Source organism: Microbacterium sp. NPDC080005 (assembly GCF_040702445.1).
Lineage (GTDB): Bacteria > Actinomycetota > Actinomycetes > Actinomycetales > Microbacteriaceae > Microbacterium > Microbacterium oleivorans_D.
In genome coordinates this window covers 604,238-617,356 of the sequence record NZ_JBFBLD010000001.1, presented here as the reverse complement: position 1 = coordinate 617,356, position 13,119 = coordinate 604,238, and the positions used below count along the sequence as shown (strand labels likewise).

Below are 13,119 nucleotides of genomic sequence, written 5' to 3'. Positions count from 1 at the left end.
GACCCGTCAGTAGGCTGGGGGCGTGTTCCGCTATCCCACCCCGACGCTCGCCGCCGAGGCCGGGTACGCCATCGCCGGCGACCGCTTCGCGATCCTGCTCGGCTCCGGCGTGGGTGAGGGCGTGATCGCCCGGTTGTGGAACGCCGCCGCGGCCGAGACCGCCGTGCTCGAGGACGTGCTGAGCGTCCTCGTCGCCGGCGGGATCCATGACCTCCCCGACTTCGCCGTGGCCGAATTCCCCGACGACGGATCCGATGCCGTGCGCGTCGCCGTGCGCGGCCGTGCGGTCGTCGAGACCTCCGACCGCACGCGGGTCTCCGGCGCCGATGCGCGGACGTGGATCGAGACGGCGCTGGCGGGCGCCGTCGGCATCCGTCTGGCCCTCGGAGCAGAACCCGCCGGCGGCGACCTCCTGCCCCTCGGGCTCGGCGTGACGCGCGCCGACGAACTGTCGTGGGGACGTCCCTTCCCCACCGGGCGCGAGCCCTCGGCGGACGTCACGCCGGCCGCCGAGGGCGATGCGCCCCCGGGGACCGCGGCGCCCGTGACCGTCGCGATCCCGACGGTGACGCCGCCCGTGTCGCCTCCCGCGCCCGCCCCGGTCCGCGGCGAGGAGATCGACGTCCTGCAGACCATCTCGGTCGACCGCAGTCTGTTCGCGCGTCCGTTCGGGGACGACGAGGAGCTCGAGCTCCCCGATTTCCTCCGCGAGGACGCCGCAGCGACGGAGGCACCCGACGACCGGACGCTGTACGCCTCGCGGCGCGGATCCGCCCCGACGGGCTACGCCCTGCGCCTGCCCGGTGGCCGCACGGTGCCGCTCGACCGCCCCGTCGTCCTCGGCCGCAGCCCGCGGCCCGCGCGCCACCCGGGGGCCCGCATCGAGCCGGTACCGTCGCCGCGCAAGGAGATCTCGGGGACGCACCTCGAGGCCGTCCTCGACGGCGACACCCTGGTGGTGCGAGACCTCGACTCGACGAACGGCACGATCGTGCGTCCGCCGACCGGCGCAGCGGCGCTCCTGCGCGGCGGTGCGGCCTCACGCGTGCCCCTCGGAACCGAACTCGACCTGGGTGACGGTGTGACCGCCGTGTTCGACACCGCCGGGCCGCTGACGGCGGGATGACGGGCCGCGTGTCCAGCAGACTCCCCTCGACACCGCCCGGGATCTCGGGCTTCACCTACGTCCGACCGTTGGGCGCCGGCGGATTCGCGGACGTCTTCCTGTTCGAGCAGAACCTGCCGCGACGGCCCGTCGCGGTGAAGGTCCTGCTGGAGGACGTCGTCGATGAGAACGTGCTGCGGATGTTCAACGCTGAGGCCGACGTCATGGCGCGTCTGAGCGCGCACCCCTCGATCCTCACGATCCACGAGGCGTCCGTCTCGGCCGACGGCAGACCGTACCTCGTCATGGAGTACTGCCCGACCTCGCTGACCCACCGGTACCGTCGCGAGGAGATCCCGGTGTCCGAGGTCCTGCAGCTCGGAGTCAAGATCGGCTCAGCGCTCGAGACCGCGCATCGCGCCGGTCTGCTCCACCGGGACATCAAACCCTCGAACATCCTGGTGACGGCATTCGGGTCGCCCGTGCTGTCCGACTTCGGCATCGCCGCCGCCGTCGACGGCAGGCCCGAGGCCGAGGAGGTCTTCGCCATGTCGGTGCCGTGGTCGGCGCCCGAGATCGTCGACGAGCGGGTCTCGGGGTCCATCGCGGCCGAGGTGTGGAGCCTGGGCGCCACGGTCTACTCCCTGCTGGCGGGACGCAGCCCGTTCGAGCGTCCCGGACGCGGACAGAACACGCGCGACCAGTTGAAGGCGCGCATCCGGAAGGCGGTCTACACCCCCGTCGGTCGCGCGGACGTGCCGCCGGAACTCGACGCCGTGCTGGCGCGCGCGCTCAGCCGCGACCCTGCCGCGCGCCACCCCTCAGCCGCCGCTCTCGCGCACGACCTGCAGCTCGTCCAGCACCGCATGGGACTGCCGCACACCCCGCTGGAGGTGGCCGTCGACGAGTGGGCCTCGGCGGGAGCCCACGTGGACTTCGGCGACGACCGCCCGCGCGGGCCCGTCCGCTCCTCCGTCACCCGCGCCACGGCGCGCCCGGAACGCCGGCGTCGGACGCCGCCGCGGCGGCCCGACGAGGGCACGGTGCTGGCGGGTGCCGAGCCGGCCGAGCGGATGCGGCGGGGCACCGTGATCGCGATGGTCGTCGGCGGCGTCGTGCTCGCCGGTGCGGGCGCCGCGACGACGTTCTTCCTCCTCGGCGGAGCCGGCTGAATGGCGCGCCCGCACGACGACCGCCCTCCCGTCCGCCGTTCGACCTGGATCGGCGCCGGTGCCGTCGCCGCGATCGTCGCGGTGGTCGGGACGCTCGCCGTCGTCTGGCCGGGCTACGACGCGCAGCAGACGCCCGTCGAGGACCCGACCGTCTGGGCGCTTCAGACCGGAGCCGGAAGCGGCTACGCCCGCGTGAACCTCGATCTCCGCGAGGTCGACACGGTCAAGCAGGTGGTCAATGCGACACAGGTCGCCCAGACCGCCGACCGTCTGTTCGTGTTCAGCGAGGGCGGGTCGGCCTTCTCCGACGTCGACCTCGCCCAGCCCGCCGACCTCACCGGGGACGACGAGGACGCCTCGTCGCCGACTCCGGCCGGCACCATCGAGATCGTCTCCGCCGGCGACGCGATCGTCTACCGCACCGAAGGCGGCGGTGTCTTCGGTGCGACACTGTCCGGCGACGGGGCGGCATCGCCGATCGACCCGTATGCCGAGGTCGAACGCGCCCCGGGAGAACAGGCACCGAGCTTCGCGGCATCCGCCGTCGCGGTCGACGCCGACGGTGTCGCGTACGCCTATTCGGCGGCTGAGAGCGTCATCGTGCGCGCCGACGCGGCGACCGGCCGCATCCTCTCCCAAGACCCGACGCCCATCTCACCCGTCGACGCGCAGCTGAGCGCCGTCGGCGGCCGCTGGGTGCTCTACGACGTCGCGACCGGCGACGTCGTAGTCGAGGATCGGGACGACGTCGTCGCGTCGGAGCCGGTCAGCGGTGCCGTCCTCCAGCGGGCCGCGACGGGCGGGACCGGCGTCGTGATCGCCGACCCCGGCGGCATCACGCGGATCCCGCTCGATGCGGGAGATGCAGAGCGGGTCCTCGACTCCCCCGGTCTCGGGACGCCCGCCGTCCCCGTGGCGTCGGGCGGAACCGTCCACGCAGCGTGGCTCGGCGACGGCGCGGGAGCGGGCACGCTCTGGTCGAGCAGCCGGCCGTCCGAGACGACGTCGTTGGACTACGCGGGCGCCGACATCGGCGACGCGGTCGATCCCGTGTTCATCGGCAACGGCTCGCGGATGGCGCTGAACGATCGGGCGTCGGGCTGGGTGTGGCGCGTCCCCGACGGTGCGCTCATCCCGTCGTCGCAGCAGTGGCGGGTCGAGGACACCAGCGAGGCCGCGCCGCAGAACGACGATCCGGTCGAGCGCGTCCTCGACCCGAAGCCGCCCGTCGCCGTCGACGACGACTTCGGTGTGCGGGCGGGATCGGTCGCCCTCCTCCCCGTGCTCCTGAACGACCACGACCCCAACGAGGACGTCCTGAGCATCGACGTCGGCGGGATCGAGGGCGTCGACAGCGCTTTCGGCACCGCCTCGGTCACGAGCGCGGAGCAGCAGATCTCCTTCAGCGTCGCCCCGGAGGCGACCGGGACGACGACCTTCCGCTATCGCGTCACCGACGGCACGTCCACCGGCGGACGGCTCTCCGAGTACGCGACCGTGACCCTGCGCGTCGTGCCCGAGGAGGACAACGCGGCGCCGGTCTGGTGCGGAGTCGATGGATGCCTCGCCACGTGGCCCGCGCTGTCCGTCGCCCCCGGCGGCACCGTCTCGGCCGACCTGCTGCGCGGCTGGGTCGACCCCGACGGCGACCCCGTGTACCTCGCCGGGATCGACGGGGCGCCCTCGGTCGGCACCGCGACCACCTCGCCGGAGGGCGAGTTCACGTACCGGCACCCGGATCCGAACGCGACGGAGGCTGCGAGCATCCCGGTCTCGGTCGTCGTCTCCGACGCGCGCGGCGCGACAGCGGCCCAGGCGGTCACGGTACGGGTCACCCCCTCACCCGATCTCCACGCCGAGTCCTTCGCGGCGACAGGGGTCGTCGGCGAGCCGCTCGACATCGACCTGGCGCCTCACGTCACCGGCGCGGCCGGCGCACTCACCATCGGCTCCCTCGTCGCCCTCGACACGGAGCGGACGACGGTCACGCCGAACCCCGCGACGCTGCGCATGACCTTCGACGCCCGGGAGGCCGGCTCGTACGTCGTGCAGTACTCCGTGCGCGACGGGGTCGGTGAGGCATCCGCCATCGCCCGCATCACGGTCCGCGATCCCGCCGACGCGGTCGTGACCACACCCCCTCTGACCGCCTTCGTGCGCCCGGGTGAGGACACGACGATCGACGTCGCCTCGGCGGCCTCGAACCCGGCCGGTGTCGTCCTGCTGCTCGAGGACATCCGACCCGACAGCGATCCGACGGCCTCTCTCGCCGTCGACCTCGTCGGGCAGAGCCTCCTCCGGGTCAGCGGGACGACCGACGACGGCGAACCGGGCCGTCTCGGTGTCGTGCGCTACCGGCTCACCGACGGCCGCGAGGGCTCAGCACCCCTCGCGGAGGGCGAGGTCACCGTCATCCTGCTGCCGACCGGATCGGCGGAGCGGCCGACCGCCGTCGACGACACGGTCACCGTACGCGGCGGGACTCAGGTCGACATCCCCGTCCTCGACAACGACCACGCACCCGCGGGCGCCCTCATCGCGATCGACCCGTCGTCGATCGTGAACGAGACCGGCGGCGGTCTCGCCTTCGCCTCGGGGCGGATGCTGCGGTACCTGGCGCCGCGCGAGGCGGGCACCTACGCCCTGACGTACACGGTCTACCGGCTCGGATTCCCCGACATCGTCGACACCGCCCGCGTCACGGTCACCGTCACCGGGGGCGACGAGAACCGCGATCCGGTCCCCCGCGCGCTCGTCGGTCGCGTGGTCGCGGGCCAGTCGGTCACGATCGGCTTCGACAGATACGGCGTCGATCCCGACGGCGACGATGTGTCCCTCGACGCCATCACCACCCAGCCCGCCGACGGGTCGGCGACGATCTCCGCGGACGGTCAGTCGATCGTCTACACGAGCCGCGAGGGTGCGACCGGCCAAGTGCGGTTCGAATACCGGGTGAAGGATGCCCGGGGTCGCACGGGCATCGCCGAGGTGCGCGTCGGGGTGACCGCCCGACAGAGCGACCCGAGCCCCGTCACCTTCAGCGACTACGTCCAGGTGCAGGCGGGCACGGACAGCACGGTCGTGGTGCGGCCCACCGACAACGACGTCGATCCGTTCGACAGCCCCCTCGAACTCACCGGCGTCACACCGAACGCTCCGGAGGACGGTCCCGAATACGCGGCACTGGCCGACCGCATCACCGTGGCCGACGACGGCGCGGTCACCGTCGTCGCCGGCACCGCGCTCGGGACCTTCTCCTACACGTACGAGGTCTCCAACGCGGACGGCGACACCGCGATCGGGCTCCTCGTGGTGAAGGTCGTGCGCGATCCCGTCCCCGATCATCCCGTCATCGCCGACACGGTGCTCTCGATCGAGGACCGGGACGGGTTCACGGGCGGAGTGGACGTCCTCAGCGGCCGCGTGTCGTGGACCGCAGGCGATCCGGCCGGCCTGAGCCTGCGCCTGTGGGGCGACCCGAGCGACCTCCGCGTGTCGGGCTGGCGGATCTCGGGTCCGCTCCCCGAGCGCACGCGGCTCATCCCCTTCGCCGTGAGCGGGACGGCCTACGACGGCACCGACGTGACGACCTACGGGTTCCTGCGCGTCCCGGGCACCGACGACGTGCGCGTCGCCCTCCGTGCGGGCCTCGACCCGCTCCGCGTGCGCGAGGGTGAGAGCGTCGATGCGGACGTCGCGGATCTCGTCGCCCTGCCGGACGACGCCGTCCTGGTCGTGGACCGCGACGGCGCCAAGGCCGGCGGTGCCCGCGCCGATGCGTCATGCCGCGTCGTGTCGGGCACTGTGGTGCGCTACACCGCCGGGCGCGGCGCCCCGTGGTCGGACTCCTGCATCGTCGCCGCACGGGTCGCCGGGCAGCAGCAGCCGACCTACCTGACGCTTCCCGTCGAGGTCGAGGCGGAGATCCCGCAGCCGTCGTTGCGCAGCGCCTCGCTCGGCGTCCGTCCCGGGCAGACGCAGACCTACGACCTGACGCGGATGGTGCGCTGGGCCGGTGTCGCCGACGAGGACGCACTCGTCTTCGACGTCGACTACTCCGGTGACCAGTTCGAGGTGGCCGCGGACGGTGCCCTCGTCGCGGTGACGGCTCTCGACGAGGCGCGTCCCGGCCGCGAGGAGCAGGTGAGGATCTCCCTCCCGAGCCACCCCGATGCGAGTCCCGCGGGGCTCGTCCTCACCGTCGGGCCGTCGCCGTCCGCCCTCCCGCGCGGAGGGTCGGCGGTGCAGACCTGCTCGCAATCCGACGGCAGCTCCTCCTGCACGATCGAGGTGATCGGCGCCGACGGCGAGGTCAACCCTCTGCCCGGCACCCCGCTCCGGGTCGTGGCCGCTGCGAGCTCGGGCACCTGTGCGGGGGTCAGCTTCGCGCCGGCGGGCGATCGCGCGGTGCGCGCCAGTTGGCGATCGGATGCCGAGGGTGCCGCGCGCTGCGCGGGGACGTTCGTCGTCGAGGACGCCCAGGGCCGCCAGTCCAGTGGGGACCGCAACGGCTCGGTGATCCTCGACCTGCGAGGGCTGCCCGCCGACCCGACGCGGCTGGAGTGGACGGCCTACACGGATGACTCGGTGTCGCTCCGGGTCACGTCGGACACCGCCTCCTACCCCGCTGTCGAGGGCTACCGCATCACGCTGAACGGCCGCGAGGTCGCCTCGTGCCCCGCGTCGGGCAGATGCGAACCGATCTCCGCCCCCGTCGGCGAGCAGCGCGTGTACGAGGCGCGCGCGGTGAACGGGGTCGGCGCCTCCCGTGGCACCGCCCGCACCGAGGCGTGGGCCTACCGGCCACCCTCCCGACCGACGGGCGCGAGCTTCGAGCCGGTGCCGAACGGGCGCGACGGCGGACGTGCCACCGTCACGGTGACCGGTCTCGACGACACGACCGGCAGCGTCCGCCTCGCCGGAGGGGTCGCGGGCAGCGCGACGCAACCGGTGCGGAACGGGGTGGCTGTCTTCACCGGCTATCTCGTCGGGGCCAACGATGCGAAGAGCCTCACGGCGACACCGCTCACGGAGTTCGAGCTGCCGCGGGTCGCAGGCGGCTCGAGCGAGGGGCGCTCGCTCGAGCTGCAGGCCCACGGCGTGGGTGCGCCGAGCGTGTCGCTGTCGCAGTCGACCACCTCCGACTCCATGACCGTCTCGGTGCAGGTCACGGCGGAGAGCGAAGGCACCGAGCCGCTGTTCGGGTACAGCGAGCAGTCCGCGGCGCAGTGCACGCCCGACACCCGCGAGTCCCGCCGGACGTTCGCCGCCGAGGCCTTCCGCTCGAAGACCGTCTACGTCTGCGTCACGAGCACCTATCAGGGACGAGACGGCTTCGGCGTCACGGCCGGCGAGATCACCGCCCGTCCCACGGGGAGCGTCAGCGCACCGGCTCGACTCACGTACACCGTGTCCGCCGCACCGACCGGGGACCAGGGATCCGGGTTCACCTACGCGGCGAGCGCGCACAGCGATCCAGGACGACCGCCCTTCGACGATGCGCGGCTGCGATACCTCCGGAACGGCCAGGTGGTCGACGACTTCGCCCCCCGCGTCAACGAGCCGGACGATCAGTGGAGCGCCCAGTGGTGCGACACCTTCGTGGGCATCGAGGTCGAGTGCTCCGATCCGACCCCGATCGTCCCCGCCCGCGGGAGCGCCGACTGGCCCGTGTTCGTCTCGACGAACGACCTGCCGTCGTGCCGCTCCGACGAGGCGGCTCCCGACTGGTTCCCGAGTGGGATCGGCACCGATGTGGCATCCGTCCGCAAGGATGTCACCGAGGGTGCATCCGGAGTGCAGCGAGTGGAGTACACGATCGGATGGACCGGCGCGCTCCGCGAGCTCGATCCGGTGACCGTCGGCGTCGACTGCGAGCAGATCCCGCCGCCGACCGAGCCTCCCCCCGCCCCGGATCCGGACCCCACAGATGATCCGGACCCGACCGAGACCACGCCGCCCGGCGCAGAGGGACCATGACCCTCCCCGCCGAGCGATCTGAGAGGACCACCATGACGATCACCCCGGAGCAGGGCGCCTGGTTCGCCGACACCTTCACCAAGCTCGTGGACAACGTCGAACAGGTGGTGCTCGGCAAGCGGCACGTCATCGAGCTCGCGTTCACGGCGATGGTCTCCGAGGGGCACCTGCTCCTGGAGGACTACCCCGGCACCGGCAAGACCTCGCTCGCTCGTGCGATGGGCCGTTCGGTCCAGGGGACGAGCTCCCGCATCCAGTTCACGCCCGATCTCCTGCCGGGCGACGTCACCGGCATCACCGTCTACGACCAGCGGCGCGGTGAGTTCGAGTTCCATCAGGGTCCGATCTTCGCGAACGTCGTGCTGGCGGACGAGATCAACCGCGCGTCGCCGAAGACCCAGTCCGCTCTCCTGGAGGTCATGGAGGAGGGTCACGTCACCGTCGACGGCATCACGCGCGGCGTGGGTGTCCCCTTCCTGGTCGTGGCCACCCAGAATCCGGTCGAGCAGGCCGGCACCTACCGCCTGCCCGAGGCTCAGCTGGACCGCTTCCTGATGAAGACATCGCTCGGCTACCCCGACCGTGCGGCCACGATCCGCATCCTCGACGGCTCCAGCGACGGCCCGCGCGAGGTCGGCCCCGTCATCACCCCGCAGGGGGTCGTGAGCATGGCCGACATCGCGCGCGGCGCTCACCTGGGCCCGCTCGTGCTCGACTACATCGCCCGCATCGTCGAGGCGACCCGCCTGGCACGGGAGGTGCGCCTGGGTGTCAGCGTGCGCGGAGCACTCGCATTGACGAAGGCCGCCCGCACCTGGGCGCTCGCGCACCGGCGTACCTATGTGACTCCTGACGACGTGAAGGCGCTGGCCGTCCCTGTGCTGGCACACCGACTGATCCTCGATCCCGAGGCGGAGTTCGACGGCGTCACGGCGGAGGCGGTCGTCGGTCAGGTCCTGCTCGACGTCGTGCCCCCCACGCAGCAGGAGCGCACCGCGGAGCGCGGTCAGCGAGAGAACGTGTGAGCTCTTCCACCGAGTCGCGCCTCACCCGGACGTCGGCGGCGACCGGGCATATCCGCACGGGCTTCGCGGCCGAGCGGAGCACCACGGTGCTCGCCGTCCGCGGTCTGCAGGGATGGCGCCGGCTGCGGGGAGCGGTCACCGGCATCGTGCGCTCCGTGGCCGACACGGTGTCGCCCGCGGGCTGGGTCGTCGTCGCGGTCGCGGCAGTCGGCCTCGTGGGGGGCGTGACCTTCGGCCTCCTCGAGTGCGCCGTCGCGGGCGCGGCGGCGGGGGTCCTGCTCCTGCTGTCGGTCCCGTTCCTGTTCGGCGCCCGCGCGTACGAGGTCGCATTGCGCCTCGCGCACGACCGTGTCGTCGCGGGGACCACCGTCGAGGGGCGACTCGTCGTCACGAACATCGGACGCCGTACGGCGCTGCCCGGACGGGTCGACCTCCCGGTGGGCGACGGCCTCGTGGACGTCCACGTCCCGCTCCTGCGGCCACGGCACGAGATCGCCGAGACGGTCGCCATCCCCGCACGGCGGCGCGGCATCGTGACCGTCGGTCCCGCCCGCACGGTCCGAGGAGATCCTCTCGGCATCCTCACCCGCGAGGCGACGTGGCAGGAGACCCACACGCTGTACGTGCACCCCGTGACGACGCCGCTGCGGAGCACCGCCAGCGGCCTCATCCGCGATCTCGAGGGCAGCCCGTCCCGGACGATCGTCGACGCCGACTTCTCGTTCCACGCGCTCCGCCCCTATGTCCCGGGCGACTCCCCCCGTCAGGTGCACTGGAAGTCGACCGCCAAGACCGGCGCGATGATGGTGCGCCAATACGAGGAGACCCGCCGCTCCCGCATGATCCTGGTGCTGGCGCGCGGACAGGACGAGTTCGCCGACGACGACGAGTTCGAGCTCGCGGTCAGCGCCGCCGCGTCCATCGGGGTGCGCGGCATCCGCGACGGACGCGACGTCGATGTCGTCGCCGGTGCCGAGATCCCGGAGTTCGCCCGCGGTCGGATGCGGACCTTCCGCACGCTCACGACGATCTCGACACGGACCCTGCTCGACGACCTCGCCGGGATCGACCGCGGTGTGAATCCGAGCCCCCTCCGCGAGGTCGCGTCCCTCTCGGCTGCGCGCCACGCGGATGCCTCGATCGCCTTCCTCGTCTGCGGATCCTCCCTCACGCCGTCGCAGCTGCAGAGCGCCGCGCTCGCCTTCGGGACGGAGGTGGCCGTCGTCGCCCTGGTCTGCGCGCCGACGGCGGAGCCGGGCATCCGGCGGCTCGGGAGCATGACGGTCGTCTCCATCGGACTGCTCGAAGACCTCCGCCACCTCCTCGCGAAGGGCGCCCAGTCGTGAGCGCCGCGATCGAGCAGCAGAGCGCTCGGCGGACGGCTCGTCGGCCCCCGCAGGCACCGTCGGGTGCGGGCTTCCTGCTCGGCCAGGCGCTCGTGCTCGATCTCGTCCTCGCCGTCGGCGCCGTCGCCACGTGGCCGATCTACCGCAGCACTGCGCTGATCATCGTGCTCACCGCCGGGATCGCGGCCGGTCACCTCGTCGCCGCCCTCGGCACGCGGTGGCGCTGGTCGGCGTGGTGGGTCGCCCTCGCCACCCTCGCCGTCTACGTCGCCATCGGTGTCCCGGTCGCCGCCACGGGCTCGCTGGCCTCCCCCGACGCCGCCCTGCGCGCGCTGGTGGACGTCGCGACAGCCCCCGTGACCGGCTGGAAGGACCTGCTCACCCTCGAACTCCCGCTGGGTTCGTACCAGGCGACCCTCGCTCCTGCTCTCCTCGTCTTCGTCGGCTGCACCGTCGCCGCACTGTCGATCGCCTGGCGAGCCAGGAGATGGTGGATGCCCGCGGTCCTCGTCGCCCTCCTCCCCACCGCCTTCGGAGTCGCCTTCGGCGCGCGCGCCCTGTCCGCTCCACTGCGCCTGGGCACCCTCGCCGTCCAGCCCGAGACCCTCGTCGGAGTCGGCGCCGTCCTTGCCGCCCTCGTCGCGGTGGTGTGGCGGTCCGACCACGATCGCCGGCGGGCACTGGCCACCGCGGCCGCGGCCTCGGGGGTGGCGCGAGGTCCGCGCGGTCGTCGCCGTGGCCTCACCGCACGTGTGACGACCGCGACGGGGATGGTGATCGCCGCCACCGCTGTCGCCGCGCTGTGGGGGCCATGGGCGCTGGCGGACCGGCCGCGCGAGGTGGCGCGCAGCGTCGTCGAGCCGGTGCTCAAACTCGAGCGTGCGCCGAGCCCGCTCGCGGCGTACCGGGCGTCCTTCGACGACGACCGGTACGACGAGGCGCTGTTCACGGTCTCGCCCGCGCAGGGCGTCGACCGGGTGCGCGTCGCCACGCTTCCCTTCTACGACGGACGCACTGTGCGCGCGGTCGCCCCGGACGCCGGTCTCACCGATCCGGCGACGGCCTTCACCCGCGTCCCGTCCCGACTCGATGCCGACGCGCCCGGCGAGGTCGCGGTGTCCGTCCGCATCCAGGCGGGCACGGGAATCTGGGTGCCCACGGTCGGCGACCTGCGCGCCGTGTCATTCGAGGGGTCCCGGGCGGCCGAGCTCGCGGACGGCTTCTTCCTCAACGCCGCGACGGGCGCCGCGATCGACATCGCCGATCCGGCCCCCGCCGACGGGGACGCGTACCGCCTGGTGGCGTTGGTTCCGGCGGAGGCCGAGCCGGTGGCATCCCTCACCCCGTCACGCAGCGGCCCCGCCCTGCCCGCCGAGGTCGTGCCCGCCTCGCTGATCGAGTGGATGGACACGCAGAACGCGGGAACCGGCGGCGCGGCGCTCGACACGCTTCTCGACCGACTTCGGAGCCGGGGGTATCTCAGCCACGCGCTGCTCCTTCCGGGCGGCGATGCGCCGGCCTGGTTGCGAGACCTCGGGGAGGCGGGATTCCAGCCATCCCGCGCCGGCCACTCCACCGATCGCATCGGCGCGCTCTTCACGCAGCTGATCGAGCGTGAGTCGAGCTCGCCGGACGGCTCCGACGCCGACCTCGTGGCCGCCGTCGGCGACGACGAGCAGTTCGCCGTCGCGGCCATGCTCATCGCCGACCAGCTCGGGTTCGACGCCCGCGTCGTGGTCGGAACCCGACTCGCCTCCCCCGAGGGACTGCCCGTGTGCGAGGACGGTGTCTGCCGCGGCGGCGATCTCGCGGCCTGGATCGAGGTGGCGAATGCGGCCGGGCGATGGGTCCCCGTCGACGTGACCCCCCAACACGAGAGCTTCCCCTCCCCTGACCTCGAGCAGCGCCGCGACCCTGAGAACCCGACACAGGTGCGCCGGGACGAGGCCGAGCCCGTGCTCCCCGCCGACGCCTCGCCCGCCGACGGCGAGCGCAGCGAACCCGAGTCCACCCCGCAGGAGGCCGATCTGACGGCGCTGTGGACTGCGCTGCGGATCGGCGGCGTCTCGCTCCTCGCGCTCGTCGTGCTCGTCGGCCCCCTCGTGACGATCCTGACCGTCAAGGCCCTCCGCCGCCGTGGCCGACGGCGCGGCGACGTCGCGGCGCGGTTCACCGGCGGGTGGGAGGAGTACGTCGACACGGCGGTCGACCACGGCTACACGGCGCCCGCGCACCTGACGCGTCAGGAGCTGGCGCGCCTGTTCGCCGGCGGCGCTGAGGACGCGGCCGGTGTGCGTCTGGCGACCTGGGCGGACCGGTCCGCCTTCGACGCCGCTCCACCGAGCGCGGCCGAGAACGACGAGTTCTGGCGGATCGTGGCCGCCGAGCGCGCGCGCTTCGCCGCGGAGAAGGGCTGGTGGGCGCGGCTGCGGGCGCGACTGTCGCTGCGCTCCCTGCTGCCGCGCCGACGCGCGGGGCGCCGATAGGGTGTG

General features: G+C 73.2%; 6 protein-coding genes. All 6 read left to right on the top strand.

Annotated elements, in window-relative coordinates:
- Nucleotides 1-22: 22 nt before the first annotated feature.
- From AB0259_RS02925 to AB0259_RS02900, 6 genes are read left to right on the top strand one after another with little or no spacing between them, the layout of a single operon-like run.
- Nucleotides 23-1,126 carry an FHA domain-containing protein gene (locus AB0259_RS02925; RefSeq protein WP_366220726.1) on the top strand — a complete coding sequence of 368 codons (1,104 nt, stop codon included), beginning with the start codon at nt 23-25 and terminating at the stop codon, nt 1,124-1,126.
- Between the two features lie 8 nt (nt 1,127-1,134).
- Entirely contained in the window at nt 1,135-2,277 is a 1,143-nt protein-coding gene (locus tag AB0259_RS02920) for a serine/threonine-protein kinase (protein WP_251579936.1), read from the top strand.
- Entirely contained in the window at nt 2,278-8,256 is a 5,979-nt protein-coding gene (locus AB0259_RS02915) for an Ig-like domain-containing protein (RefSeq protein WP_366220728.1), read from the top strand. It abuts the gene before it with no gap.
- 32 nt (nt 8,257-8,288) lie between these two features.
- On the top strand, nt 8,289-9,281 hold the full coding sequence (locus tag AB0259_RS02910; RefSeq protein ID WP_366220730.1) for a MoxR family ATPase: 993 nt from the start codon (nt 8,289-8,291) through the stop codon (nt 9,279-9,281).
- Entirely contained in the window at nt 9,278-10,627 is a 1,350-nt protein-coding gene (locus AB0259_RS02905) for a DUF58 domain-containing protein (RefSeq protein WP_366220732.1), read from the top strand. The genes AB0259_RS02910 and AB0259_RS02905 overlap by 4 nt, the downstream gene beginning before the upstream one ends.
- A complete protein-coding gene (locus tag AB0259_RS02900) occupies nt 10,624-13,113 on the top strand; it encodes a transglutaminase domain-containing protein (protein ID WP_366220734.1) in 2,490 nt (829 codons plus the stop codon). Before AB0259_RS02905 ends, AB0259_RS02900 begins: the two co-directional genes overlap by 4 nt.
- Nucleotides 13,114-13,119: the final 6 nt, after the last annotated feature.

What these genes read in the sequence shown, in the direction of transcription:
- AB0259_RS02915 (WP_366220728.1), top strand. Translation starts at nt 2,278, where the DNA reads ATGGCGCGCCCGCACGACGACCGCCCTCCCGTCCGCCGTTCGACCTGG.
- AB0259_RS02910 (WP_366220730.1), top strand. Translation starts at nt 8,289, where the DNA reads ATGACGATCACCCCGGAGCAGGGCGCCTGGTTCGCCGACACCTTCACC.